Source organism: Mycobacterium barrassiae (genome assembly GCF_025822765.1).
In the GTDB taxonomy this organism is placed as follows: Bacteria; Actinomycetota; Actinomycetes; order Mycobacteriales; family Mycobacteriaceae; genus Mycobacterium; species Mycobacterium barrassiae.
Map to the genome: position 1 here is coordinate 40,897 of NZ_JACKUK010000033.1, position 24,511 is coordinate 65,407.

Here is a 24,511-nt window from a genome sequence, read left to right on the forward strand (position 1 = left end):
AACTTAATGAATGTTACCCACCAGTAACTTTCGCACTGTGCCTGTTCAGCCCGGGCTCATAGTTGCACCCCAGGACGAAACGGCGCTACGCAGGCTTACCTAACTAGCCCTGGGCGTCAGTTCTGGGGGCCGATCATCGCGCGCAGCATCGACAACATCTCCGACCGTGATTCGGCGCCCAACCGCCGGCGAATCCGCGCGACGTGATGCTCGACGGTCTTTGCCGAGATGAACAGTTGCGTGCCGATATCGCGGTACGGCATGCCGAGCAACAGCAGTTCGGCGACCTCGCGCTCACGATCGGACAATCGTGTCGAGACAGGGCGGGTGGCACCCGGATGCGGCGCCTCGTTGGCCGTGGACGCGTCGACGTCCGGCGCGGCATCGAGCGCGCTGGTCTGCTTGAGGTCGCGAGCGAGTTGAAGCATCGCGCCGGAGACGCGTCCGTCGGGTGTGTGCAGTGCGGCCTGGCTGGCCAGCCGGGTGGCATCCCATGTCAGGCCGAACTGCGACAGCGCGCGGGCCGCGGCGCTGACCTCTTCTGTGTCGACATGGTTGGCGAGCACCCGCAACCACGTCCGGCCGGCCTGCGCCAGTGCCTTCGCGAACGCGCTCTTGGCGGCCGCTGCGGTCAGCGCCTGACCATGGGGCGCCACCGCCTCCGGAGAATTGGCCAGGATCCCCGCGTGCACACCGGACCAGTGCAGCGGCACCGACCACAGCAGCGGGTTGCCCAGCGACTCCAGCAGGGTGAACGCCTCATCGATGGTGTGCTGCAGTCGATCGACCTGCCGCATGCGGGCCGCGGCCACCCACAACTCGCCCAGCGGTAGCAGTGAGAAGAGGTCCATCGAATACTCGGCGAGCACCTCCATCGCCGTATACCAATGCTTCTGCACCGCGCCGCTGTCGCCGCTGCGGCGGGCGATCGCGGTCTGCAACGCCGCCGCCCACAGCGCGTCGCGCCGATGCAGCGGGGTTTCGGCATGGGCGGTCGCGGCCATCACGTCGGCAGTCGCCGCGGTCAGCTGGCCGTCGAGCATCCTCACCCAGCCGAGCAGCAGCCGGTGCCTGCGTGCGACGAACGTCATGCTTTCCGGGTCATCCTGGGGTGCCGTGCGTACGGCGCGGCTGATCACACTGCGAGCGCGGACCGGGTCGCCGCCGTGCAACGCGGCCAATGTGACGAGCGCGGCGGGTGTATCGGGCGCCACCACGGTCGGCTGCGGTTCGGCGACGATCGACTGTCCCAGCCGTGCAACCGCTGAGGGATACGGCGCCTCGAGGGACAACAGCAGACCCTCGGCGAGACTGCGGGCGGCGCGCGACGTCGACGTCGGCGGTCCTGCGTTCTCGGCACTGAGCGCCGCGCGCGCCGTGGGCAGATCCCCGACGGCGAGCGACGCGATGGCACCCGCCGCGCTGACGAACGCGTCGGGATAGGGCCCGAGCCAACGGAAAAGGTCGGCGGCCTGGGCGGAACTTCCGTCGTGCGCGGCGATGCTCGCCGCGATGCGGACCGCCGCCGCGCGTTCGGCCGGATCATCGGAGCCCAGCAGATCGTCGGCGATTCGGCCGGCGGCCGTGCAGTCCCCGGTCAGTGCCAGGGCATCCGCCAGTTGCGAGTTCAGCTTCGTCGCCCCCGCATTCGTGGCTGCCCGGTAGAGCCGCGCGGCCCGTGCGGGTCGGCCGTGGTTCTCCGAGGCGAGCTCTGCCAAGGCGTTGGCCAGCCGGTCGTCACGCAGCCCGTGCTCGGCCAGCCGCAGAGCGAGATCAGTTGACAGTGTTGATGATTCGATCTGCGAGACGAGCAACGCGGTCTCGATGTCGTGATGCCGTGCCGCACCGATGATCTGCGCGATACAGCTGTGCACCGAACGTAGGAACGTATCGCTGTACGACGGCTCGAGCAGTCCGCTGGCGCGGGCGCGGTCCACCAGAGACTGGGCATGGTGAGCCTCGATCCGCAGCGTCGCCGCGACGTCGTCCGGACCGAGGTCGGGGCTCAGCGACATCACCAGCACGGTGTCCAGTACCGGTTCCTCCAGTCGGCGCAGTCGTTCGATCAGTGCGAAGCTGGCGGCATCTGCGAGCGTCGCGGCCGGTGCTTCCGCTTCGCGGGACGACGCGGCGGCGATCGCCGGTTGCACCAGAAAGGGCAACCCGGCCGTCGCCGCCATGAGTGCCCGGACGAACTCGGATGTCGGTGGGGCGTCGAAGGTTTCGGTGCAGATACGGGTGACGTCGGCGGGGCTCAACGCGCCGACCGAGACGGCGGGGTTCTCGCGTTCGATTGCGGTCGCCAGGGCGCGGAGAGCCGGGCGGTGTACGAGGGGTTCGGTCGCGACGACGACGGTGGAGGCGGGATCGGCGACGAGGTCGACGAGTTGTGCGAGTTCGCCGTCGTCGAGCAGATGCGCGTCGTCGATCACCACCGCGGCGTTGCGATCGTCACCGCTGCGGGGTGGCCGGGTGAGCACCGGCACGCCCGCGGTCCGTAGCGCGGCACGCACCGCGGCGAGTACGGAACTCTTACCGCTACCGATGCCGCCGGACACCAGGATCTTCACCGGGTCGCCCGGCGCAGCCGTCAGCGCGGCGACGGCGTCACGCGCGGGCGGCGGGATCTCGGCCGCTTGCTCGGGCGCCGGCTTCGGCATGGATCACGAACCGTCGTCAGGAATCACCACGTCAGGTGTGGTGGTGATCGGCTCTTCGGTTGTCGTCGGCTCTTCGGTGGTGGGTTGTGTGGTGGTGGGCTGAGTGGTCGTGGGTTGCGTCGTCGTCGTAGTTGTCGGTGTGGTCGTCGTTGTCGTGGTGGTGGTTGTCGTTGTCGTGGTGGTTGTCGTACTCGAGGTCGTCGACGGCGTGGTGGTCGTCGTCGTGGTCGTCGACGGAGGCGGCACCACCGTGGTGCTCGGGCGACCGTCGGATCCCGTGACGGTGATGGTCTCGGACGTAGCGGGCGGACCCGCGGGCGACGGACCGGTCTCGACGGTCGTCGCCGTCTCGGTCACCGGCCCCGTACTGCCCGTCGTGCTCGTCAGCGTGACTGCGAGGCCGCCGATGGCCAACAGCACCGCTGCGGCCGCCGCGCCGAAGAGGATGGTCGGCCGCTTGTACCAGGGCAGCGGCCCGGGTTCCGGGGTGAAGCCTTCCTCTTCATGGCTGAACTCCATCGGCGGGCGGGCCGCGCCGGTGGTCGACGGATCGAACGTGTAGTCCTCGCCGGTGTAGGGCACCGGCTCGCCCGCGGGGGCGTCGTCCTGCGACCACGCGAGCGCGCGGAACGTCGACGACGCCGGGGCGTCGGAAGCCGCATCGGCGGCTGCTGCACCCGCTGCTGCCGCACCGGCCCACCCCATGGTCGGGGCCAGTCCCGTTGGGGCGTCGGCAGCGGTCGCCATTCCGGTTGCGGCGTCGGCACCGGCGGCCAGCACCGCCGCGCCCGCCGCCACATTCAGTTGAGATTGCGGCGTCGTGATGACGGGAGCGCGGAACCGGGTCGACAGCTGCTGGGTGACGAGCGGGATGTTCGCTCCTCCGCCGACGGTGGCGACCGCCGAGATATCCGAGATCCCAACGTTGTTGCGCTGCAACGTTTCTTCGACCGTGTCGAGCAGACCGTTCAGGGGTCCGGCGATCAGCTGTTCCAGCTCGGTGCGTGTCACGCGGACGTCGGAAGCGAATCCGGGCAATTCGGCGTGCACGGCTGCGGCCGTCTCGGCGGACAGCCGCTCCTTGGCCACCCGGCAGTCGTTGCGCAACCGGGCCAACGAGCCGACCGCCGCCGTACTCGCAGGATCGGAGGCGTTGGCCTCCGCGATGCCGGTCAGCACATGATTGAGCAGCGCCTGGTCGATCTGGTCACCGGAGAAGTCCGGGTAACGGACCGTCTCGCCGATGGTGTCGAAGTTGGCGCCCGCATTGGCCAGCGTGATGCTGGTGCCGCTGCCACCGAAGTCGCACAGCACCACGACACCACTGGACGGCAGCCCTGGCGCCGATTGCAGTGCCGAGAGTGCGGCGACGGAATCGGGGACCAGCGCGGGAATCACTCCGTCGGGTGCCAGGCTGGGCCTGCCGCGCAACGCATTGCGCAGCGCACCCACGGTGGCGGCGCTCCAGTGCGCGGGCACCGCGATCGCGATGGGTGCCCCACCTCCGACCGTGCGGGCCATCGCATCGAGGGCTTCGACCAGCACCTGCTCCCCGCGGTGCGCCGAACCGTCGGCCGCCACCAGCGGCACCGGGTCGCCGACTCGCTCGACGAACCCGGTCAGCACCATGCCCTGCTGGGGCACGGACGGGTCCGCCGCGAATTCCGACGGCAGGCCCACTTCCGGCGGGCGATCGTCGAACACGGTGAGCACTGATCGCCGCATGACTGGGGGCCGGCCCATGCGAGCCGCCACTAGATTGGTCATCCCAATCGACAACCCGAGAGAGTCGCTCATCTTTTCCTTCGCGTTTCGGCCGAACCTCACGATAGCGGCTCGGTGCGCCAATCCACGGCATTCCCCCTATGCCGCAAAAACCCCTAACGCCGGGCCCCCTAATACTCCGGCTCTAGAGGTGGGTTTCACACCGATCTCTGCGGCATCGGCCGTCGATAGCATCGTTCTCAAGCCATCCGGCTCGCATATCTGTACTGCCGCATATATCTCAATCGGGAGGGAGGGTGTTTCATGGCCAACGAGTTGCTCGACTTCGTGCTGTCTCTGGTGCGCGATCCGGACGCCGCGGCGCGATTCGCCGAAAACCCGGACCAGGCCATCCTCGACGCCAACCTCACCAACGTGACCAGTGCCGACGTCAACAATCTGATCCCGGTCGTCACTGAGTCGTTGGGGGCAGCCGTGCCGGCCGTAGGGGCTGAGGGCGTCACCGACGTCACAGAAAACATCTGGGCCAGCGGTGCCGCCACGGCCGCTTTCGACGCATTCGACGATCAAGTGCCAGTTCAGGCCGTCGACGGCGGGCACGCGGCGATCGTCGACTACGTCGATACGCCCGACCAGCTGCTGGACGCGCTCGACGACTCCGGCGTACCTGGCGTCGTCGGCTCCGAGGACGGCGGGCTGCAGTTCGATCAGCCCACGCTCGATGATCTGCCGGAAGTCGACCTGCCGACCGGCGGCGATGTGAGCGCCACCGTCATCGAGGTCGCCGACATGGATTCCGACCCGTCCGGATTCGACATCTTCTAACGACCCAGCACCACCACGACTGCGCGGCCCCGAAAAGGGCCGCGCAGTTTCGTTTATTGCGCCCTTTGACGACCATCCCCTAACAACCCCCTAATCCCCTAACGCAAGCGCGATCGCAACCCGAGTTGTACCGCCCAATCGAGGGGATTCGGCCCCGTTTCCGGGGGGTCGTGGCGTCCATAACGTGGTCTTCAGTTCGCCGGACAGCCGGTGACCAGCTCCCGACAAACACGACCAAAGGACAGAGAAATGACGAACATCATCGACTGGATCCTGGACCTCTTCCGTGACCCGGTGCGCGCCCAGGAGTTCATCACCGACCCGAGCCGCTCCATGGCCGCGGCCAACCTCTCCAATGTGAGTGCGGCCCAGATGCAGGCTGTCGCAGCCACGGTGGCACCCGCCGCGGTCCTGCACGGCGGCGGCGACCCGGTCGTCGGGCTCCAGCAGGCGGTGGCGCAGACCCACGGCATCGCGTTTGCGCCGCAGCGTCAGACCGAGGCGCTGTCGAACAACGACACGCTGAGCCACAACGACACTCGCTTCATGAGCCCCGAGACCCACGTCGCCAACACGGCGGGTGAGGATCAGCAGCAGGGTGTCGGCAACTTCAGCCTGGACTTCGGCGACATCACCTTCGGCGACAAGACCACCAACACCGCCAACAACGGCGGTGTCGTGAACACCGGTACCGCAGGCGATATCGATGCGACCAACGTCGACGGTGACGGAAACGTGGTCGGCGACGACAACGAGAACGTCAACACCGGCGACATCGACGACTCCAACGTCAACATCGGTGAGGACAACGAGATCGACGACAGCGGGGACCAGACCGCGGGCGGCGACATCATCTCCGACAACGACGGTCCCGTCATCAACGACGTCGACATGAGCGGCGGCGACGGCGGCGGCGCTGTTGGCGGAGACGGCGGTGGTGGGCTGATCGGCATCGGCAACGACGGTGGCAACGCCTCCGGCGGTGCGGGCGGATCGGGCGGCGGGATCGTCATCAACGACACCACCACTGTCGGCGGGAACCAGACCACGGTCAGCGACGTCGACGCCGACGTGCTGGGTGGTGTCTCTGGCGGCGTCAGCTCCGGGGACAGCTCGGTGGACAACTCCATCGATGACTCGGTGGACAACTCCGGCCAGGACCTGTCGGTCGACAACTCGAATCAGGTCACCACGGTCGTCGACGTCGACAACACGGTCGACGCCGGCCTGTTCTGAGCCGCAGCACGAAAAACGCCACTGGCGGGGATCGAAAAGCGATCCCCGCCAGTCGGCACATCTACCGTTGGTACGAAGCGTCTCGCGGCGCCGCCGACAAGAGGGACTTCATGACGCAACCGAGCGAGGGCACGGCCGGCGGGCCGGCCAGACCCGTAAAGGTCATCGTCGAGCTGATCGACCACACCAGCAAGATCGCCGAGGCGAACGAGCGCGGTGATCTGGTCGACCGGCTGGCCAGGGCCAAGTCCCGGATCACCGATCCGCAGATCCGGGTGGTGATCGCCGGACAACTCAAGCAGGGCAAGAGCCAACTGCTCAATTCGCTGCTGAATGTGCCGGTCTCGCGCGTGGGCGACGACGAGAGCACCGTGCTGCCGACGGTGGTGTCCTACGGCGAAACCGCCACGGCCAAGCTGATCGTCGCGCGGCCGGACGGTGCCGAGCCGGAGGTCGTCGACATCGCGATGGACGACATCAAGAGCGATCTGCGCCGTGCGCCGCAGGCCGGTGGGCGCGAGGTGCTGCGGGTCGAGGTCACCGCCGCCAGTCCACTGCTCAAGAACGGCTTGACATTCGTGGACACGCCGGGGGTCGGTGGTCACGGCCAGCCGCACCTGTCGGCGACGCTGGGCCTGTTGCCCGACGCGGCCGCGGTGTTGATGTGCAGTGATACCAGCCAGGAGTTCACCGAACCGGAGCTGACCTTCATGCGGCAGGCATTCGAAATCTGCCCGGTCGCAACGGTCGTCGCCACCAAGACCGATCTGTACCCGCACTGGCGCAAGATCGTCGAGACGAACAAGGGCCACCTGGACCGGGCGGGCCTGTCGATACCGGTCATCCCGTCGTCGGCGCTGCTGCGCAGTCACGCGATCCAGCTCAACGACAAGGAACTCAACGAGGAGTCCAACTTCCCGGCGATCGTCAAGTTCCTCAGCGAGCAGGTACTGTCGCGACAGAACGACCATATTCGTGATCAGGTTGTTGCCGAGATCCGTTCTGCGGCTGAGCATCTGGCGATGAAGGTGAACACCGAGCTGGCGGCGCTGAACGATCCGGACGTCCGCGACCGGCTGCAGGACGACCTCGAACGGCGGAAAAGGGAGGCGGCCGACGCGCTGGAGCAGACCGCACTGTGGCAGCAGGTCCTCAACGACGGAATCGCTGATCTCACAGCGGATGTCGACCATGACCTGCGTGGCCGCTTCCGCGTCATCGGTCAGCACATCGAGAAGGAGATCGACTCCTGCGACCCGACACAGCACTGGGCCGAGATCGGCACCGAGCTGGAGAACGCGATCGCCACCGCGGTCGGGGACAACTTCGTGTGGGCGTACCAGCGTGCCCAGGCGCTCGCCGAGGAGGTGGCCCGCACGTTCAGGGAGGCCGGGCTCGAGGCGGTCAAGATGCCGCGGATCGACGCCCGTGAGATGGGCGCCAGCCTCGGCGAGATCAAGTCGCTGTCCAACCTGGAGGCCAAGCCGGTCGGTAAGGGGCGCAAGGTCACCATGGGTATGCAGGGGTCCTACGGCGGCGTGCTGATGTTCGGGATGATGACGTCGTTCGCCGGCCTCGGCATGTTCAATCCGCTGTCGATCGGGGCGGGCCTGTTGATGGGGCGCAGCGCTTACCGGGAGAACATGGACAACCGGATGATGCGGGTCCGCAACGAGGCGAAGCTGAATGTCCGCCGCTTCATCGACGACGTGTCGTTCGTCGTGAACAAGGAATCCCGCGATCGGCTCAAGGGTATTCAGCGGCAACTGCGCGACCATTACCGCGCCATCGCCAACCAGACGACCCGTTCGCTCAACGAATCGCTGCAGGCGACGATCGCCGCGGCGAAACTCGAGGAGAACGAACGCAATACCCGCGTCAAGGAGCTCGAACGTCAGCTCAACATTCTCAACCAGGTGCTCGATCACGCAGGCAAGCTGGCGGGCGAGGCACACCCTTCGGGGGCCACCTGACGTCGAGGTGCCTAAGCTGGACTGTCGATGAGCACAAGTGATCAGGTGCGCGCGATCCTGGACGGAACCATCCAGGCGTACCGATCCGACCCCGCTTACGCGCAACGGCCCGATGTCCACAACGAACTGGACCGGATTGGCCGCCGACTCAACCAGCCGATCCGCATCGCGCTGGCGGGCACACTCAAGGCCGGCAAGTCGACGCTGGTGAATGCCCTTGTGGGAGAGGACATTGCACCGACGGATGCCACTGAAGCCACTCGGATCGTGACCTGGTTCCGGCACGGGCCGACGCCCAAGGTGACCGCAAACCACAGGGGCGGCAGGCGATCCAACGTGCCGATCGGTCGCGACCCCGTCGGGGGCGGGCTCACGTTCGACTTCGCCGCGCTCGATCCCGAGGATGTCGTCGACCTGGACGTGGAGTGGCCCGCCGCGGAACTGATCGACACGACGATCGTCGACACCCCCGGTACGTCGTCGTTGTCCCGGGACGTCTCCCAGCGCACGTTGCAGCTGCTGGTACCGGAGGACGGCGTCCCCAGGGTCGACGCCGTGGTGTTCCTGCTGCGCACCCTGAACGCCGCTGATATCGCGCTGCTCAAGCAGATCGGCGAGTTGGTGGGGGGATCCACCGGAGCGCTCGGCGTGATCGGGGTCGCCTCCCGGGCCGACGAGATCGGCGCGGGCCGCATCGATGCGATGCTGTCGGCCAAGGATGTTGCGGCCCGGTTCACCACCGAGTTGGAGCGCACCGGAATCTGCCAGGCGGTGGTGCCGGTCTCGGGGCTGCTCGCGCTCACGGCGCGCACCCTGAGGCAGAGCGAGTTCGTCGCGCTGGAGAAGTTGGCCGGGGTCGACGCGGCGGAGTTGACGAAGGCGATGCTGTCGGTGGACCGATTCGTCCGCGAGGACAGCCAACTGCCCGTCGACGCCGCCACCCGGGCCGCATTGCTCGATCGGTTCGGCATGTTCGGGATCAGGATCTCGATCGCCGTGCTGCGCGCCGGAGTCAGCGATTCCCTCGCCCTCGCCGACGAGCTGCTGGAACGTAGCGGCCTGGTTGCGCTGCGCGACGTGATCGATCAGCAGTTCGCGCAGCGCTCGGACCTTCTCAAGGCGCACACCGCACTGATGTCACTGCGACGATTCGTGCAGAACAACCCCATCTACGCAAGCAACTACATCATCGCCGACATCGACCCGTTGCTCGCCGACACCCATGCGTTCGAGGAGCTCCGGCTGCTCAGTCAATTGCGTTCTCGTCCAACGACATTGAACGACGACGAGATCGCTTCACTGCGGCGCATCATCGGCGGCTCCGGCACCGACGCCGCCAGCAGGCTCGGGCTGCAACCCGATGCCCCGTACGACGGTCCGCGCGCCGCGTTCGCCGCCGCCCAGCGGTGGCGTCGACGCGCCGAACACCCGCTCAACGATCCGTTCACGACGCGCGCGTGCCGGGCCGCGGTGCGGAGCGCGGAGGCGCTGGTGGCGCAGTACGCGGCTCAGGGCCGCTGAGCGGCCAATTCAGCCGGGGCCGTTAGCTCAAGGGGCGGGCTCGGTCACCGTTTCGGTTTCGGTGACGGTGCTGGTCTCCGTGCTCGTACTCACACTCGGCGACGTCGTGGTGGTAGTGGTGGTCGTCGTCGGGGGCGTTGTGGTTGTGGTTGTTGTCGTCGTGGTCGGCTCGGTGGTCGTCGGAGTGTAGGTCTCCGTGACGGTCTGGGGCGCCGACGTCGTCGTCGTGGTCGGCACCACCGACCTGGAAGTCGTGGTGAGCGGAGTCAACGGGGTCTGTTCGGCGGGCTCGTCGCCGCCGGTGATGAGTTTGGCGAGCCCGAAGACGATGAGCGCGAACACCACTGCGCCGAGGGCGCCGAATCCGACCAGCGCGGCGGGCCGGCGGTACCACGGTCCGGGATCGCCGGGCGGCTGACCCGGCGGCTGGTTGTAGTTCGCGTAGACGGTCGGGTCGTCGTCGGGGTAGTTAGGGTCGTCGGGAGATCCGTATCGCGCCACGGGCACCGATAGTAGGCGCTCAGGGGTAGGGATTGAGCGTGCGCGTCACATTGGTGCGCGGTCGTTGCCGTGTTGTTCTCGTGGGTTCCTCTTCGCGGGTTGCGGTTCGGGCGGTCGTCGGTTCGGTCGACGGCGTACTACTCGATGTGGTCGACGTTGACTCGCTCCCCGATGTGGTCGATGAGGGATTGATGTCGGTGGTCTCCGGGGGACTGGTACTCGTGATCGTCTGAGTGGTGGTGGCCGCCGACTCCGACGCGGTCGCGGAGAACGTCGGTTCGACGAAGTCGATGGGGGCTTGGTCGGGTTGACCGAACTGACGGGACAACGTCATCGCCGCAACGATCAGGATGCCGACCACCACGAGAGCCAGAAAGCTAGCCCCGACCACCGCCGGGGTGCGGTTGTGCCAGGGCTGTCCGTTTTCATCCTCGTCAAACCGGCCGGCCACGGGCACCGATAGTAGCCGCGACCTGCATCTCCACGCCTGTTCAAGTGAGCTGGGGGAGCACCTCTGCGGCGAAGAAATCCAGGTGGTCGAGGTCGGACATGTCCAGTAGCTGCAGGTAGACCCGCTGCACACCGATCTCCAGGTAGGGGCCGAGCTTGTCGACGATCTCCGTGGGCGTCCCCACCAGCGGGGAGTTGCCGCGCATCTCGTCGACCTCGCGACCGATCGCCGCGGCCCGCCGCGCGATCTCCTGCTCGTCGCGCCCAGCGCACACCACGAAGGCCGCGGAGTACGTCAGCGAGTCCGCCGCGCGTCCCGCGTCCGCCAGCGCCGAGGCGACCCGTCCGTACTGGGTCTTGGCCACGTCGACCGGTGCGAACGGAATGTTGAACTCGGAGGCGAATGCCGCGGTCAGCGCCGGCGTGCGCTTGGCACCCCCACCCCCGATGATGATCGGCGGATGGGGCTCCTGAACAGGTTTGGGCAGGGCGGGGGAGTCCGCAACCGTGTAGTGGGTCCCCGAGAAGTCGAACGTCTCACCCGGCGGGGTGGTCCAGAGTCCCGTGATGATGCTGAGTTGCTCAGTCAACCGGTCGAACCGCTCACCCAACGACGGGAACGGGATGGCATACGCCTTGTGCTCGGCCTCGAACCAGCCGGCGCCCAGACCCAATTCGACGCGGCCGCGACTCATCTCGTCGACCTGTGCGACGGCGATCGCCAATGGGCCCGGATAGCGGAACGTGGCCGAGGTGACCAGCGTGCCGAGGCGGATCGAGGCTGTCTCCCGCGCGATCGCACCCAGCGTGACCCAGGAGTCGGTCGGCCCGGGCAGGCCGTCGCCGCTCATCGCGGTGTAGTGGTCAGAGCGGAAGAACGCCGAGTATCCGGCGGCCTCGGCCGCACGCGCGACCGCCAGTTGGTCGCCATAGGTGGCGCCTTGCTGCGGTTCGACGAAGACCCTGAAGTCGAGTGGCGAATTCATGGGGGCCAGCGTAGGCGTCCCGCCTTGGCTCAGAAGACCTCGACTCCTGAGGTGTTGATGAACATGCCGTGGCCGGTGCTGTCGTTGGTGAACCGGGTGCCGTCGCTGCTCGCCTCGATCGTCCAGCCGAGCGCGTGATAGATCTGGTAGTCCAGCGTGACGGCGGGGATGTTGCCCAGATTGCCCACCACCCAGCGCATGCCGCCGTCGGCGGTGACGCTCACCCCGTTGGCGGGCATGCCGTTCACCTCGATCGCATTGTTGAAGTCCGATTCGCAGCCGACCTCCTCCCGGGAGATCTGGCAGCGCGTCTTGCCGGACTTCGTTTCGATGAACACATAGCCGGACTCGTCGGGCGGCAGCGTCTGTCCGCCGGTCGGCGGTGCGGACGGCGTTGTGCCGGTCGGTGGGGGCGTTCTGGTCGGTCGTGTGGTCGGGAAGCTGGGCTCGCTCGCCGAGGTGTCGGATGCGACCGGATTGCCGTCGATGGTCGTGGAGCAGCCGGCGGCCGTCAGGGTGAGGGACAGCAGAAGCCCAACGGCGAGGCCGACTTTCGCCCGGTGCGACATGGGGTCAGGCTACGCGCCCGACGTCACAAACCCCGGCGCGCAGCGCGGACGGCCTGCGCAACCTGCGCGTCGGAGAAGGTCAATCGGGCTTCATCGCGGCCCGCGACGAACATGGTGAGCTCCCCGATGTCGCCGGTGACCGTGAGCTCGGGACCACGTCCGACCGTCGCCACCGTCTGACCGTCGGGCGTGGACAGGGTTACGCGGGCAGGCACCTTGCCCATCGTCAGCCGCGACATCACGGCAAGCGGACGTCGCAGTGCGGCGATCGTGTCGGCATCGAGAGCGCGTGGCTCCCAGCCGGTTTGGGCCCGACGCACATCCTCGTGGTGGATGAACATTTCATCCATGTTCGCGACGGCGTCGACGAGTTTGAACGGCGACAGCAGCGGCGGACCCGATGCGATCTTGTCCACCAACTCATCCCAACCCGTGGATGCGGCGGTCTGACGCTGCACCCGGTCGGTGTAGCCGGCGAGAAACGGGATCGCGATGCCGGGCGCGGCGTCGAGCCTGCGCTCGCGCACGACGAGATGGGCCGCGAGATCTCGGGTGGTCCATCCCTCGCACAAGGTCGGCAAGTCGGGTCCGATCTCGCTCATCGTCGCCACCAGGGCCGCGCGCTCGCGCTGGGCTGCAGTCATGCCTCACCCTAGGCATGTCCCAGCGGGGCGTACATACCTGCAGCTACGGCGTGGGCGTTGGAGCCGGCGGGTTGGGCGCCCGTGAGGTTGGACCCATCGGCCCATGTGGCCAGGGGCTGTTCGGCCCCATCATGCCGGAGCCAGGTTCCCCAGGTCCCCCGTGGTGCCGGCCCGGAAAGTCGGCACCATCGGTGCTGCGGCCGATGAAGAATCCCGAAAAGAACACCACCGCAACGATGAACACGGTCGCGGCGGCGATTCCCGCCCAAACCAGGAGCTGGACCGCGGTGCTGCCCTCGCGGCGTGCGGGGACAGGCGTCAGCGGCGACTCCACTCGATCAGCCGTTGTTTGATCAGTCATCGTGCGGCCTCCTTCACGAGCCGAACAGCGGCCCAGGTCGAGGATGCGCTTCGGAAACCTCGCCGAGTAGGGCCGATGGTCCACGGCGCGAGGTTCCAAAGCCCGTTCCGGACAAAGTTGTGCGCACTCGGGAACAAACCGGGTGAACCTGCCGTTGTCCCGTCTGACAGTTGAGCGCACAAGACTCAAGTCTGGGTTGACAGGATAAGGTCGACCGGAGCAGTCTTGAGTGCGGTGCACTCAGATCCATCGCAGGACTAATTCAGGAGGAAAAACCATGGCTCGTGCGGTCGGAATCGACCTCGGGACCACCAACTCCGTCGTCGCAGTACTGGAGGGTGGCGACCCAGTCGTCGTAGCCAATTCCGAAGGCTCCCGCACCACGCCGTCCGTCGTCGCGTTCGCGCGTAACGGCGAGGTGCTGGTCGGTCAGCCCGCCAAGAACCAGGCGGTGACCAACGTCGACCGGACCATCCGTTCGGTCAAGCGTGAAATGGGCAGCGACTGGTCCGTCGAGATCGACGGCAAGAAGTACACCCCCCAGGAGATCAGCGCGCGCGTGCTGATGAAGCTGAAGCGCGACGCGGAGTCGTACCTCGGCGAGGACATCACCGACGCGGTGATCACGGTGCCCGCGTACTTCAACGACGCGCAGCGCCAGGCCACCAAGGAGGCCGGCCAGATCGCCGGTCTGAACGTGTTGCGCATCGTCAACGAACCGACCGCTGCCGCGCTGGCCTACGGCCTGGACAAGGGCGAGAAGGAACAGACCATTCTGGTGTTCGACCTCGGTGGCGGCACCTTCGACGTCTCCCTGCTGGAGATCGGCGAGGGCGTTGTCGAGGTTCGCGCCACCTCGGGTGACAACCACCTGGGCGGCGACGACTGGGATGACCGAATCGTCGAATGGCTCGTCGACAAGTTCAAGGGCACGTCGGGTATCGACCTGACGAAGGACAAGATGGCCATGCAACGGCTGCGTGAAGCCGCCGAGAAGGCCAAGATCGAGCTCTCGAGCTCGCAGAGCACCTCGATCAACCTGCCCTACATCACGGTCGACGCGGACAAGAACCCGCTGTTCCTCGACGAGCAGCTGACGCGTGCCGAATTCCAGCGCATCACACAGGATCTGCTGGATCGCACCCGCAAGCCGTTCCAGTCGGTGATCGCCGACGCAGGAATCTCGGTGTCCGACATCGACCACGTCGTGCTGGTCGGCGGCTCCACCCGGATGCCCGCGGTGACCGACCTGGTCAAGGAACTGACCGGCGGCAAGGAGCCCAACAAGGGCGTCAACCCGGACGAGGTTGTCGCGGTGGGCGCCGCGCTGCAGGCCGGTGTGCTCAAGGGTGAGGTGAAAGACGTTCTGCTGCTTGACGTCACACCGCTGTCCCTCGGTATCGAGACCAAGGGTGGCGTGATGACCAAGCTGATCGAGCGCAACACCACGATCCCGACCAAGAGGTCCGAGACCTTCACCACGGCCGACGACAACCAGCCGTCGGTGCAGATCCAGGTCTATCAGGGTGAGCGTGAAATCGCCGCGCACAACAAGCTGCTCGGCAGCTTCGAGCTGACCGGTATCCCGCCGGCTCCGCGCGGTGTGCCCCAGATCGAGGTCACCTTCGACATCGACGCCAACGGCATCGTGCACGTGACCGCGAAGGACAAGGGCACCGGCAAGGAGAACACGATCCGAATCCAGGAGGGCTCAGGCCTTTCCAAGGAGGAGATCGACCGGATGATCAAGGACGCCGAGGCACACGCCGAGGAGGACCGCAAGCGTCGCGAGGAGGCCGACGTCCGCAACCAGGCGGAGTCGCTGGTCTACCAGACCGAGAAGATCGTCTCCGAACAGCGCGAAGCCGAAGGCGGATCGAAGATCCCCACGGAGACGCTGGACAAGGTCGACGCCGCGGTCGCCGAGGCCAAGTCGGCGCTCGAGGGCACCGACATCGCGGCCATCAAGTCGGCGATGGAGAAGCTCGGTGTGGAAGCACAGGGCTTGGGCCAGGCGATCTACGAGGCCACCCAGGCTGAGCAGGGCGCCGGCGATGCCGCAGGCGCCTCGCCGAACGGTTCGGCCGACGACAACGTCGTGGACGCCGAGGTCGTTGATGAGGACGAGGAGCGCAAGTGAGCCAGAACGATTCGCACGAGCCGGTGACTGTCACCGACAAACGGCGCATCGATCCGGACACCGGCGAACTCCGTGAGCCCGCGACCGGGCCGGCCCCAAGCGGGTCGGCGCCGGCCGCGGGCCCGGAAAACAACGAAGAGGTCGATGAGCTGAAGGCCACCCTGCAGCGGGTGAAGGCGGAGTACGACAACTACCGCAGGCGCGCGCTGCGCGATCAGCAACTCATCGCTGACCGCACGAAGGCCACCGTGGTCACCCAGTTGCTTCCGGTGCTCGACGATCTCGACCGGGCCCGCAGCCACGGTGACCTGGAGTCCGGGCCGCTGAAGTCGGTGGCCGACAAACTGGCGACCGTCCTTGAGGGCCTCGGTCTTTCGGCCTTCGGTGATGAGGGTGACGACTTCGACCCCGAACTGCACGAAGCCGTGCAGCACGAGGGCGACGGCACGCACCCGGTCATCGGGACCGTCATGCGCCGCGGCTACAAGGTCGGCGATCAGGTGGTGCGTCACGCCCTGGTCGGCGTGGTCGACACGGTGCCCGATGCCGCCGATAACACCGGCTCCGACGCGCAAGAGACCGCAGAATCAGAAGACAATTAGAGACTCAGGTAAGGAGGTGACGCGGTATGGCCCAGCGTGAATGGGTCGAAAAGGACTTCTACAAGGAGCTCGGCGTCTCCTCCGACGCCAGCGAGCAGGAGATCAAGCGGGCCGCCCGAAAGCTGCTCGCGGAGAACCATCCCGACCGCAATCCCGGAAATCAGGCGGCCGAAGAGCGGTACAAAGCCGTGTCGGAGGCCAAGGAAGTACTGTCGGATCCCGCCAAGCGCAAGGAATACGACGAAACGCGAAGGCTTTTCGCCAACGGCGGGTTCGGTCGTGGTCGCTTCGGCGGCGGAGGCGGCAACTTCGGTGGATTCGGTGGCGACGGCGTCGAATTCAACCTGAACGATCTGTTCGACGCCGCCGGCCAGACCGGCGGCGCCAACATCGGCGATCTGTTCGGCGGCCTCTTCGGGCGTGGAGCCCAGCAGCCACGGCCGTCTCGGCCGCGGCGGGGCAACGACCTCGAGACCGAGACCGAGTTGTCCTTCCTCGAGGCCACCAAGGGCGTGATGATGCCGCTGCGGCTCACCAGCCCCGCTCCGTGCACGAACTGTCACGGCAGCGGCGCCCGGCCCGGTACCAGTCCGAAGGTGTGCCCGAATTGCAACGGCTCCGGTGTGATCAACCGCAATCAAGGGGCCTTCGGGTTCTCCGAACCGTGCACCGAGTGCCGGGGCAGCGGTTCGATCATCGAGAACCCGTGCGAGGAATGTAAGGGCACGGGCGTGACCACCAGGACACGCACCATCAACGTGCGGATCCCGCCCGGCGTCGAGGACGGTCAGCGTATCCGGCTGCCCGGTCAGGGTGAGGCCGGGCTACGTGGTGCCCCGTCGGGTGATCTGTACGTGACCGTGCATGTCAAGCCGGACAAGGTGTTCGGGCGCAGCGGTGATGACCTCACGGTCACCGTTCCGGTCAGCTTCCACGAGTTGGCGCTCGGCACAACGCTTTCGGTGCCCACCCTGGAGGGAAAGGTCGGAGTTCGGGTGCCCAAGGGCACCTCCGACGGCCGGATCCTGCGCGTGCGTGGCCGAGGTGTGCCGAAGCGGTCGGGCGGACACGGCGACCTGCTCGTCACCGTCAAGGTGGCGGTGCCGCCGAACCTGGAGGGTGAGGCCGCAGAAGCGCTGGAGGCCTACGCGAAAGCCGAACGGGCCAGCGGGTTCGACCCGCGGGCGAATTGGGCAGGAGCGTGATGAGCTATGGCCAAGCGATCCAACAACGACGCGCGTACCTTACTGATCTCGGTCGCTGCTGAGCTGGCCGGGATGCATGCGCAGACGCTGCGCACGTACGACCGGCTCGGTCTGGTCAGCCCGCAGCGGACCTCCGGCGGGGGCAGGCGCTACTCGCAGCACGATGTCGAACTGCTTCGCGAGGTCCAGCGGCTGTCGCAAGACGAAGGTGTCAACCTCGCGGGCATCAAGCGGATCATCGAGCTGACCAATCAGGTTGAGGCGCTGCAGAACCGTGTCCAGGAATTGACGCGCGAGATCGAAGAGTTGCGGTCGGCGCCGAGGTCCAAGAGCACCGCGTTGGTGGTCTGGCAGCCCGGTGCCGCCCGGCGGCGGCGTCAGGCCGAGTAACCGGCCTAGGTCACGGTGATCGAGAACCGTGCGGTCGCCGGCCGCCCGGGAACCGCACTGCGATAGTCACCGCGGCGCAGCGAGTCCGTCGGCGCGGCCATGGGCTCGATCGCGATGATGTCGTCAGAGTCCGGAGCGAAGAGTTGCGCTGCGGGATAACCCGTTTCGAACGTTACGTCGATACGACGGTCGCCACCGGCGAGGGTGAACAATGCCCCGTCGGGAACGTCGTCGAAGCCGTCGTCGTAGGTTACCGATGCCAGCGGCTCGCTGGTCCCGGGCCACGGCTCATGCTCTCCGGTCGGGATGCCCCGGCCGTCCAGCGAAAGATGCCGCATCGCGGGGGTGGTGAGCCGCCACTGGTCGCGCGGTACGCCGGGGATCGTGAAGTACGGGTGATAGCCGAAGCACAACGGCACCGGGCTTTCGGCCGTCGGTGTCACGGTGGTCTCGATGGTGAGCGTGCGCGCATTGAGCGCGACGCTCTGAGTGAGCACATGGGGGAACGGAAACGACGCGAGCAGCGCTGGTGCCGCCCCGAAGTCCAGTGTGGCGGTGAGGGTGTTCTCGGAGCGCGCCGCCACCTGCCAGCCCGGGTAGGCGGCCAGCACGCCGTGGATGGGTAACCCGTTCTCGTCCGTGCGGACTCCACGTGTTCCGGAAGTCAACGTGACCACGGTGCCATTGCTCTCGTACTCGCTGGCGCTCAACCGGTTTGCCCACGGATACAGGATCGGGATGCCCATCGTCTTGCCATTGGTCACATACGCGTCCAGTCCGCGGCGCTGGCCGAGGAACTCGTCATCACCGTCCGCCAGCGACGTGCCGATCATCCCGGCGGACGGGACGAACGTCGCCGTCAGTGAGGACAACGGATCCACGAGGGTGACGCTTTCGAAGTCAACCATGTCTATCGATCCTGCCACCGCTGCGATTAGATGAAGCCCATGACGGCATCTTCGGGGCAGTACAACGACATCGAGGCGCGAAATCTCGAGACTGTTCGCGCGGGATTCGACGCCTGGGTCAACGGGACCGGAAGCCCGCTGGAAGCGATCGCAGACGACGTCACGTGGGAGATCACAGGGAACTCGGTGGCGGCCCGGGTGTACACCAGCAAGGAAGACTTCATGAGCAACGTCATCCGGGCCTTCAACGCGCGGATGACCGTTCCTCTGAAGCCGACGATCCGTGAGATCTACGCTGACGGCGACACGGTGATCGTGTTCTTCGACGGCGAAGCGACGGCCCGCGACGGGGTGCCCTATCGCAACACGTATTCGTGGTTCCTGACGTTCTCCGGGGACCGAATCGTCAAGGGGACAGCGTTTTTCGACAGCATCGCATTCGACGATCTCTGGCAGCGGGTTTCCGCTCAGGCGTAGACGATCACCGCGCGTCCGACGAAGTCGCCACGGCCGAGCGCATCGATGTGGTCGTTGACGTCCTCGAAGTTGACCTGCGTCACCGAGTCCTTGATCTTGCCTGCCTCGGCCAGTGCGACCACCTCGGTGAGGTCGTTGTAGTTGCCCCAGAACGACCCGAACAGGGTGTACTCGCGGCTCACCAACGGAAACAGGGAGATGTCCACCCGGTTTCCGACGAGGCCGACCGAGGCGACAGCGCCTTCGGTCGCCAGCAGTGAGAAGGCCAGGCGGATGCTTTCCTCGGCGCCCGCGCATTCGATCACGGCGTCGAACTCGCGTCGGCCAGTCGCCTCCTCTAGCGCATCGCGGACCTCGTCGTCGCTCTTGTTTCCGATGTTGATGGTGTGGTCGGCGCCGTTTTCGGTTGCCAGCGCCAGCTTTTCGGGGTTCCGGGCCAGCGCCACCACGGTCGCCCCGCCACCGAGCAACTTGGCGTATTGCACGCCGTACGCGCCGAGGCCGCCGATGCCCATCACCGCGAGCGTCGTTCCCGGGCCCAGCGCCCCGGCGGCCTGCAGCTTCTTCAGCCCGCGGTACGGGGTGAGGCCCGCATCGGTCAGCGGTGCCAGCGAAAGCGGCGACAGGTTTCCGCTGACCTTGATCAGCTGTTGGTAGGCGACGGGGACGTACTCCTGATAGCCACCGTGCGGACCGAAGCCGATCCAGTGTCCCTGGTTGCAGATGTGTTCGTTGCCGCGGTGGCATTGCCGGCATGAGCCGTCGCCGAGTGGTCCGAATACCACCACCGGATCCCCTTCGGACAGACCCGCCGCGGCGGGAACGCCCGCACCGATCCTGTCGATGGTCCCGGCGATCTCATGTCCGGGTGTGGCCGGTAGCGGCATATCGGTGCCGAAGTAGCCGTCGATGAGTTGAAAGTCCGTGCGGCACATGCCCGCGCCGCCGACCTTCACCAACGCCTCGGTGGGTCCGATATCGGGGATCGGCACCTCTTCGAGTCTCAGCGGCTGCTTGTAGGCATGCATGCGTGCGGCGCGCATCGTCGACATGGCGGCTCCTCGCCGGAGGGAATGATCTTGATGAGTCTAGGGCGAGAACCTCAGCCCGTCAGTGGATCATGCTGAATCCGTTCGGCCGGAGCACCTTTCGTGAGCAACGCCGCTTTGGTGGCCTCGACCATTTTCGGCCCGCCGCAGATCAGAATCTGGCGGTCACCCCAGTTGCCGTAACTTGTCACGACATCGGCGAGTATCCCGGTCTGACGGACGTGCAGACCACGCGGCGGTGACACGTCGGGGTAGTCGGCGGCCCACGGCGGATCGGTGTTGAATTCCGATACCGGCGTCACCGACAGCCATGGGTTCTGCGAGGCGATCTGCCACAGGGTGCGCAGATCGTAGAGCTCACACGGATAACGTGCCCCGAAGAACAGGTGCACCCGGGGGTTGACGGCTTTTCGGGTGAGATCCATGATCAGCGTCCGCAGCGGAGCCAGGCCGGTGCTGCCTGCGACCATCAGCACGTCGCCGCCGTCACGGTCGACGTGCATGCCGCCGTGCGGATTGGACACCCGCCACCTGTCGCCCAATTTCGTCTCGGCGACGATGGCCGGGCTCACCATGCCGCCGGGCACCGAACGGACGTGGAACTCGATGCCCCCACCGCGCTCGGCGGGGATCGACGGGCTCAGGTAGCGCCACCGCCGCGGCCACTGCGGCACCTGGACGGTGACGTACTGACCGGGGTGGTAGAACAGCGGACGGTCGAGCTGCAGTCGGATTACCGAGACGTCGCGGGTGGCGCGGATGTGTTCGATCACCGTGCCGTCGCAGTAGGGCGGCCCCTTCTCCGCGTCCGCGGCGCCGCGCATCACCCCGACCAGCAGGGCAACCGCGTCATGGGCCGCCTCCGCGAGCCGGTCGTCCCATCGTTCGATCAGCTGCGAGCGCAAGGTGGTCAGCAGCGCATCCTGCATGCTGTCGTAATGTCGTTGCGTCACACCGTATTTGCGATGGTCACGACCGAGCTGCGCGAGGAAGGCCACCGGCTCCTGCGCCCGTTGATCGGCGAGTTGACCGAACAGCCAGGTCACGGCCTGCGCGAATGCGTGCCGCTGCGCAGCCATCTCCGGCGGGAACAGATCGCGGACCGACATATCGATGGCAAACCATCGGGTGTAGAACCGCCGGATCAGTTCGTCGGAACCGCGCGCGGGATCGACGGTGTCGCGCAGTATGCGCAGCGCCTCACTGTCGTCGAGTCCCACGCCGTTCGATGGTAAGTCACCCGGCTGAGAGCCTTCGCTGCCGCAGCGCCGCCGTGACGATCAGCGCTACGCCGAGCAGCGACCAGCAGGTCAGCACCGCAATCGGCATCATTCCGCCGGCGCCGTCGAAGAACGCCGTCGAGCGGAGCAGCGTGGCGGTCGCGCCCTGCGGCAGCCACTGCCCGAATTGACCCCAGCCGGCGGGCAACATCTCTGGAGCGCTGGTCAATCCCGACAGCGGATTGCCGATCAACAGCGCGGCGGCCGCGCCCAATGCCAGGCCGACGCGGCCGAACAGCGAACCGAGACCCAGCATGGTCAGTCCGGCGGCCAGTACGCCCAGCGTCAGACCGCCCGTGACGCCCCAGAAGTTGCTCTCGATCGACCCGAGGACGAAGCGCATCAGCGCGGCGATGGACACGCCCGTCACGCCGGCGAACACGACCACCGCGGTGAAGCGGGTCCAGACTTCGCGCTTGAGCGCGAACACCAGGATGATTGCCGGCAACAGTCCGGCCAGCGTGATCGGCAGCGCGGATGCGGCCAGCCCGGCGCCGCGCGGGTCATGCGTGGTGGGTGGGGCGAGGTCCTCGATGTCGAGCGGCGTGCCTGTCCGCTCGGCGATACCGTTTCCGATCTGCGTGAGCATCTGCGCCACCATCGGGCTTGCGCCTGTGGCGATCAGCAGCCGGGGCCCGTTGGGGCCAAATGCAATTCCGCCGTAGACCTCCCGGTTGAGGATCGCATCGCGCAGCGCGGGCTCGGCCGGGTAGTAGGTGATCGCGAACGCGCCCGGCGCCTGTTTCTCCAGGGTCTCGGCCACCTGACCGCTGGCCGACTGTGGACCCGCCGCGCCGATCGGTACGTCGTGCGGTGCGCTGCGCGACGCGGGGAGCGCGAACGCGATCGCGACCAGGGCCAGCACGACGGTGAGGATGGCGACGATCCCGGTCGCCTTTACCGCCGCAGGGGGCTCGTGCACGGGTGTGGAGTGGGTGTGCCGCGGCACTGTGTCCGTGACCATGTCGGCCTCTTTTCATTCATCGTTGAATTAATCGGCAGCCCGAGCGTATCGCTGTGCCGGATAAATTTCAACAACCATTGAAATGCTACTGTCGATAGATGCCTTCACCAGCGAAGACATCGAAGCGACGGGGTTGACGGCAGGGCGACCCGGTGTCGCGGGATGCCGTACTGGCCGCGGCCAAGGCCCGGTTCGCCACGGAGGGCTACGAGAGGACGACGCTGCGCGCGATCGCCGACGACGCACATGTCGATCCGTCGATGGTGCTGTATCTCTTCGGGTCGAAGGCCGATCTGTTCCGCGAGGCACTGCGTCTGATCGTCGATCCTGACGTTCTTATCGGCGCTATGGCGGGTGGACCGGACGAGGAGCCCGATATCGGCATCCGCTTGGTCCGGACGTATCTGCGGATCTGGGATTCTCCGGAGACCGGTCACAGCATGGTGGCGATGCTGCAGTCGGCGACGTCCAACTCCGACGCCCACGAAGCGTTCCGCACCTTCATGCAGGACTACGTGTTGACCGCAGTGTCCGGGGTTCTGGGTGGAGGGGAACAGGCCAAGTTGCGGGCGATGCTCGCCGCGAGCCAGCTCGTCGGGGTGGCCATGCTGCGCTTCGTGATGAAGATTCCGCCGCTGGCGGCCTTGTCCGACGACGAGCTGGTGCGGGTGATCGCGCCGACGGTGACGCGCTACCTGACCGCCGACGCGGAGGAACTCGGCCTGCCCTGATGGCTAGACGCCGTGAATTCCCTTGTACAACACCATAAGACCGATCACGACCAGGATGGCCGCGACGAGGACGGCGTGCTGGCGATCCATCCAGTCCTTCAGCCGCGCCAGCGGCTCGTCGAGCCGGTCGCCTGATGCGGTGTAGGCCAGGATCGGCAGCGCGACGGTCGAGCCGGCGGCCAGCACGTACCACAGCCCGGCGAGCCAGACCTGGGACGAACTGAGCCCGCCGGTGCCGATCGCCAAACCCGCTGCGGCACAAATGAACAGCACCTTGGGATTGACAATGGTGAGCGCAAACCCCGCAGCGCCTCCCCGTACGGGAGTGAGTTTCGACAGGCTCTGCATCCACTTGGGGGCGTGTTCCGACTTGTTGCGGTTCAGCCATCGGTAGATGCCGAAGACGATGAGCGCCGCACCGACGACGATGCGCAGCCATGATGCCCAGCCCGGCGGCTTCTCCCGGAGGCCGCCGCCAAGGCTCGACAACTCGATGAAGATCAGCGTCACCACCGCCAGTCCGACGAACCAGCCGGCCAGGAACGCCAGCCCGGTCGGCCGTGGCCGCGGCGTGTGCAATACGAGAACCGCCGGAATGATCGACAATGGAGAGAGCGCGACAACCAGTGCCAGCGGTATGAGCTCGATCAGCACCGATCCCCAATCAGCCGACAATTCTCCCCCTTTCGACACATCATTCGACTAGCAACCTAGCAATCATCGTCAACCGAGAGGACCGATCGTATGAACCGCTGGACCCCCATGGCGGGCGTCACCCTCGCGTCCGTCCTCTCGGCCGTGGCGGTATACACGCCCGCGCAGGCCGTTGCCGACACGTGCACCGATGCGGCGACGAGCGCTGCGCTGCCGCTCGACATCGGGCCGTGTGCGGACGTCCTCGCCCAGGAGAGGCGCTGGCTTGCGGCGATCACCGCCGGAGACGTCCCCACGGTCGAGGCGATCCTGAGTCCGACGTTCAAGCACATCAACTCCGAAGGCCGGCTGCTCACCCGCGCTGAGGAGATCGCGAGCATGGAACCGTTGCCGTTCACGATGAACCCGTCCGATCAGATCGTCGACATCGCGGGCAACACCGCGGTGATCCACGGCATCAACACGCTGATTCAACCGGGAGCCGACGGTGAGAGCGTGATCGGCGTCGAGAGATTCACCGATGTGTTCGAGTTGCAGAACGGTCAGTGGATGGCGCTGTCCGCACAAGAGACAGCCACCTGATCGCGCGCGAAACCCTTTGCTAGGAATGCCAGCACCGGCGCTTCACCTACTGTAAGCTCCCCATCACTTCCCGCCGCT

24 protein-coding genes are annotated in these 24,511 nt (G+C 66.6%); 11 read left to right on the forward strand and 13 right to left on the reverse strand.

The window, feature by feature from the left end; genetic code table 11:
- Positions 1-116 precede the first annotated feature (116 nt).
- Both iniR and H7J93_RS22180 read right to left on the reverse strand, forming a co-directional pair.
- Entirely contained in the window at positions 117-2,660 is a 2,544-nt protein-coding gene (gene iniR, locus H7J93_RS22175; protein ID WP_267308453.1) for an isoniazid response ATPase/transcriptional regulator IniR, read from the reverse strand.
- Positions 2,661-2,663: 3 nt separating this feature from the next.
- Complete coding sequence (locus H7J93_RS22180; RefSeq protein ID WP_267308454.1) at positions 2,664-4,457, reverse strand: Hsp70 family protein; 1,794 nt, start codon at positions 4,455-4,457, stop codon at positions 2,664-2,666.
- Positions 4,458-4,688: 231 nt separating this feature from the next.
- Between H7J93_RS22180 and H7J93_RS22185 the strand changes: the two genes are divergently transcribed.
- The 4 genes from H7J93_RS22185 to H7J93_RS22200 all read left to right on the forward strand — a co-directional run bounded on the left by H7J93_RS22185 (position 4,689) and on the right by H7J93_RS22200 (position 9,940).
- Positions 4,689-5,210, forward strand: a complete 522-nt coding sequence (locus H7J93_RS22185) for an Rv0340 family IniB-related protein (protein WP_267308455.1) — start codon at positions 4,689-4,691, stop codon at positions 5,208-5,210.
- 249 nt (positions 5,211-5,459) lie between these two features.
- Positions 5,460-6,446 (forward strand): IniB N-terminal domain-containing protein, encoded by a 987-nt coding sequence (locus H7J93_RS22190; protein WP_267308456.1) that lies wholly within the window; start codon positions 5,460-5,462, stop codon positions 6,444-6,446.
- Positions 6,447-6,556: 110 nt separating this feature from the next.
- Entirely contained in the window at positions 6,557-8,419 is a 1,863-nt protein-coding gene (locus tag H7J93_RS22195; protein ID WP_267308457.1) for a dynamin family protein, read from the forward strand.
- A gap of 27 nt (positions 8,420-8,446) precedes the next feature.
- Positions 8,447-9,940 carry a dynamin family protein gene (locus H7J93_RS22200; RefSeq protein WP_267308458.1) on the forward strand — a complete coding sequence of 498 codons (1,494 nt, stop codon included), beginning with the start codon at positions 8,447-8,449 and terminating at the stop codon, positions 9,938-9,940.
- Between the two features lie 27 nt (positions 9,941-9,967).
- Here H7J93_RS22200 and H7J93_RS22205 read toward each other — a convergent pair whose 3' ends face one another.
- Genes H7J93_RS22205 through H7J93_RS22230 form a run of 6 tightly spaced genes read right to left on the reverse strand, consistent with a single transcriptional unit; the run spans position 9,968 to position 13,451 of the window.
- Positions 9,968-10,441: a hypothetical protein gene (locus tag H7J93_RS22205; RefSeq protein WP_267308459.1), complete on the reverse strand. Its 474-nt coding sequence runs from the start codon at positions 10,439-10,441 to the stop codon at positions 9,968-9,970.
- Positions 10,442-10,460: 19 nt separating this feature from the next.
- Positions 10,461-10,892: a hypothetical protein gene (locus tag H7J93_RS22210; RefSeq protein ID WP_308204943.1), complete on the reverse strand. Its 432-nt coding sequence runs from the start codon at positions 10,890-10,892 to the stop codon at positions 10,461-10,463.
- Positions 10,893-10,932: 40 nt separating this feature from the next.
- The gene (locus H7J93_RS22215) at positions 10,933-11,877 is read right to left on the reverse strand and encodes an LLM class F420-dependent oxidoreductase (RefSeq protein WP_267308461.1); all 945 of its coding nucleotides are present in this window, start codon (positions 11,875-11,877) and stop codon (positions 10,933-10,935) included.
- A gap of 29 nt (positions 11,878-11,906) precedes the next feature.
- Positions 11,907-12,446 (reverse strand): hypothetical protein, encoded by a 540-nt coding sequence (locus tag H7J93_RS22220; protein ID WP_267308462.1) that lies wholly within the window; start codon positions 12,444-12,446, stop codon positions 11,907-11,909.
- Between the two features lie 23 nt (positions 12,447-12,469).
- Positions 12,470-13,090 carry a TIGR03085 family metal-binding protein gene (locus tag H7J93_RS22225; protein WP_267308463.1) on the reverse strand — a complete coding sequence of 207 codons (621 nt, stop codon included), beginning with the start codon at positions 13,088-13,090 and terminating at the stop codon, positions 12,470-12,472.
- 43 nt (positions 13,091-13,133) lie between these two features.
- The gene (locus tag H7J93_RS22230; protein WP_267308464.1) at positions 13,134-13,451 is read right to left on the reverse strand and encodes a hypothetical protein; all 318 of its coding nucleotides are present in this window, start codon (positions 13,449-13,451) and stop codon (positions 13,134-13,136) included.
- 277 nt (positions 13,452-13,728) lie between these two features.
- Here H7J93_RS22230 and dnaK point away from each other — a divergent pair, with 277 nt between their 5' ends.
- From dnaK to H7J93_RS22250, 4 genes are read left to right on the forward strand one after another with little or no spacing between them, the layout of a single operon-like run.
- On the forward strand, positions 13,729-15,591 hold the full coding sequence (dnaK, locus tag H7J93_RS22235) for a molecular chaperone DnaK (protein WP_267308465.1): 1,863 nt from the start codon (positions 13,729-13,731) through the stop codon (positions 15,589-15,591).
- Positions 15,588-16,193, forward strand: a complete 606-nt coding sequence (grpE, locus tag H7J93_RS22240) for a nucleotide exchange factor GrpE (protein ID WP_267308466.1) — start codon at positions 15,588-15,590, stop codon at positions 16,191-16,193. The genes dnaK and grpE overlap by 4 nt, the downstream gene beginning before the upstream one ends.
- A 26-nt stretch (positions 16,194-16,219) precedes the next feature.
- Positions 16,220-17,398: a molecular chaperone DnaJ gene (gene dnaJ / locus H7J93_RS22245; RefSeq protein WP_267308467.1), complete on the forward strand. Its 1,179-nt coding sequence runs from the start codon at positions 16,220-16,222 to the stop codon at positions 17,396-17,398.
- Between the two features lie 6 nt (positions 17,399-17,404).
- Positions 17,405-17,788 carry a heat shock protein transcriptional repressor HspR gene (locus H7J93_RS22250; protein WP_267308468.1) on the forward strand — a complete coding sequence of 128 codons (384 nt, stop codon included), beginning with the start codon at positions 17,405-17,407 and terminating at the stop codon, positions 17,786-17,788.
- A 5-nt stretch (positions 17,789-17,793) separates the two neighbouring features.
- Here H7J93_RS22250 and H7J93_RS22255 read toward each other — a convergent pair whose 3' ends face one another.
- Entirely contained in the window at positions 17,794-18,696 is a 903-nt protein-coding gene (locus H7J93_RS22255; RefSeq protein ID WP_267308469.1) for an aldose 1-epimerase, read from the reverse strand.
- Positions 18,697-18,735: 39 nt separating this feature from the next.
- Here H7J93_RS22255 and H7J93_RS22260 point away from each other — a divergent pair, with 39 nt between their 5' ends.
- A complete protein-coding gene (locus tag H7J93_RS22260) occupies positions 18,736-19,173 on the forward strand; it encodes a nuclear transport factor 2 family protein (RefSeq protein WP_267308470.1) in 438 nt (145 codons plus the stop codon).
- On the opposite strand, the gene H7J93_RS22265 is transcribed toward H7J93_RS22260, so the two are convergent.
- From H7J93_RS22265 to H7J93_RS22275, 3 genes are read right to left on the reverse strand one after another with little or no spacing between them, the layout of a single operon-like run.
- Positions 19,164-20,225 carry an NAD(P)-dependent alcohol dehydrogenase gene (locus H7J93_RS22265; protein ID WP_267308471.1) on the reverse strand — a complete coding sequence of 354 codons (1,062 nt, stop codon included), beginning with the start codon at positions 20,223-20,225 and terminating at the stop codon, positions 19,164-19,166. The genes H7J93_RS22260 and H7J93_RS22265 overlap by 10 nt on opposite strands.
- Positions 20,226-20,275: 50 nt before the next feature.
- A complete protein-coding gene (locus H7J93_RS22270; RefSeq protein WP_267308472.1) occupies positions 20,276-21,442 on the reverse strand; it encodes an FAD-binding oxidoreductase in 1,167 nt (388 codons plus the stop codon).
- Between the two features lie 16 nt (positions 21,443-21,458).
- The gene (locus H7J93_RS22275; protein WP_267308473.1) at positions 21,459-22,466 is read right to left on the reverse strand and encodes an ABC transporter permease; all 1,008 of its coding nucleotides are present in this window, start codon (positions 22,464-22,466) and stop codon (positions 21,459-21,461) included.
- Between the two features lie 152 nt (positions 22,467-22,618).
- On the opposite strand from H7J93_RS22275, the gene H7J93_RS22280 reads away from it, so the two are divergent.
- Positions 22,619-23,197 (forward strand): TetR/AcrR family transcriptional regulator, encoded by a 579-nt coding sequence (locus tag H7J93_RS22280; RefSeq protein WP_267308474.1) that lies wholly within the window; start codon positions 22,619-22,621, stop codon positions 23,195-23,197.
- Between the two features lie 3 nt (positions 23,198-23,200).
- On the opposite strand, the gene H7J93_RS22285 is transcribed toward H7J93_RS22280, so the two are convergent.
- Complete coding sequence (locus tag H7J93_RS22285) at positions 23,201-23,872, reverse strand: GAP family protein (protein ID WP_267308475.1); 672 nt, start codon at positions 23,870-23,872, stop codon at positions 23,201-23,203.
- A 69-nt stretch (positions 23,873-23,941) separates the two neighbouring features.
- Between H7J93_RS22285 and H7J93_RS22290 the strand changes: the two genes are divergently transcribed.
- The gene (locus H7J93_RS22290; RefSeq protein WP_267308476.1) at positions 23,942-24,433 is read left to right on the forward strand and encodes a nuclear transport factor 2 family protein; all 492 of its coding nucleotides are present in this window, start codon (positions 23,942-23,944) and stop codon (positions 24,431-24,433) included.
- The last annotated feature ends 78 nt before the right edge of the window (positions 24,434-24,511 follow it).

Excerpts from the sequence above, each read along its gene's own strand:
- iniR (WP_267308453.1), bottom strand. The coding sequence starts at position 2,660 with ATGCCGAAGCCGGCGCCCGAGCAAGCGGCCGAGATCCCGCCGCCCGCG.
- H7J93_RS22180 (WP_267308454.1), bottom strand. The coding sequence starts at position 4,457 with ATGAGCGACTCTCTCGGGTTGTCGATTGGGATGACCAATCTAGTGGCG.
- H7J93_RS22185 (WP_267308455.1), top strand. The coding sequence starts at position 4,689 with ATGGCCAACGAGTTGCTCGACTTCGTGCTGTCTCTGGTGCGCGATCCG.
- H7J93_RS22190 (WP_267308456.1), top strand. The coding sequence starts at position 5,460 with ATGACGAACATCATCGACTGGATCCTGGACCTCTTCCGTGACCCGGTG.
- H7J93_RS22195 (WP_267308457.1), top strand. The coding sequence starts at position 6,557 with ATGACGCAACCGAGCGAGGGCACGGCCGGCGGGCCGGCCAGACCCGTA.
- H7J93_RS22200 (WP_267308458.1), top strand. The coding sequence starts at position 8,447 with ATGAGCACAAGTGATCAGGTGCGCGCGATCCTGGACGGAACCATCCAG.
- H7J93_RS22215 (WP_267308461.1), bottom strand. The coding sequence starts at position 11,877 with ATGAATTCGCCACTCGACTTCAGGGTCTTCGTCGAACCGCAGCAAGGC.
- H7J93_RS22220 (WP_267308462.1), bottom strand. The coding sequence starts at position 12,446 with ATGTCGCACCGGGCGAAAGTCGGCCTCGCCGTTGGGCTTCTGCTGTCC.
- H7J93_RS22225 (WP_267308463.1), bottom strand. The coding sequence starts at position 13,090 with ATGACTGCAGCCCAGCGCGAGCGCGCGGCCCTGGTGGCGACGATGAGC.
- H7J93_RS22230 (WP_267308464.1), bottom strand. The coding sequence starts at position 13,451 with ATGACTGATCAAACAACGGCTGATCGAGTGGAGTCGCCGCTGACGCCT.
- dnaK (WP_267308465.1), top strand. The coding sequence starts at position 13,729 with ATGGCTCGTGCGGTCGGAATCGACCTCGGGACCACCAACTCCGTCGTC.
- dnaJ (WP_267308467.1), top strand. The coding sequence starts at position 16,220 with ATGGCCCAGCGTGAATGGGTCGAAAAGGACTTCTACAAGGAGCTCGGC.
- H7J93_RS22250 (WP_267308468.1), top strand. The coding sequence starts at position 17,405 with ATGGCCAAGCGATCCAACAACGACGCGCGTACCTTACTGATCTCGGTC.
- H7J93_RS22255 (WP_267308469.1), bottom strand. The coding sequence starts at position 18,696 with ATGGTTGACTTCGAAAGCGTCACCCTCGTGGATCCGTTGTCCTCACTG.
- H7J93_RS22260 (WP_267308470.1), top strand. The coding sequence starts at position 18,736 with ATGACGGCATCTTCGGGGCAGTACAACGACATCGAGGCGCGAAATCTC.
- H7J93_RS22265 (WP_267308471.1), bottom strand. The coding sequence starts at position 20,225 with ATGTCGACGATGCGCGCCGCACGCATGCATGCCTACAAGCAGCCGCTG.
- H7J93_RS22275 (WP_267308473.1), bottom strand. The coding sequence starts at position 22,466 with ATGGTCACGGACACAGTGCCGCGGCACACCCACTCCACACCCGTGCAC.
- H7J93_RS22290 (WP_267308476.1), top strand. The coding sequence starts at position 23,942 with ATGAACCGCTGGACCCCCATGGCGGGCGTCACCCTCGCGTCCGTCCTC.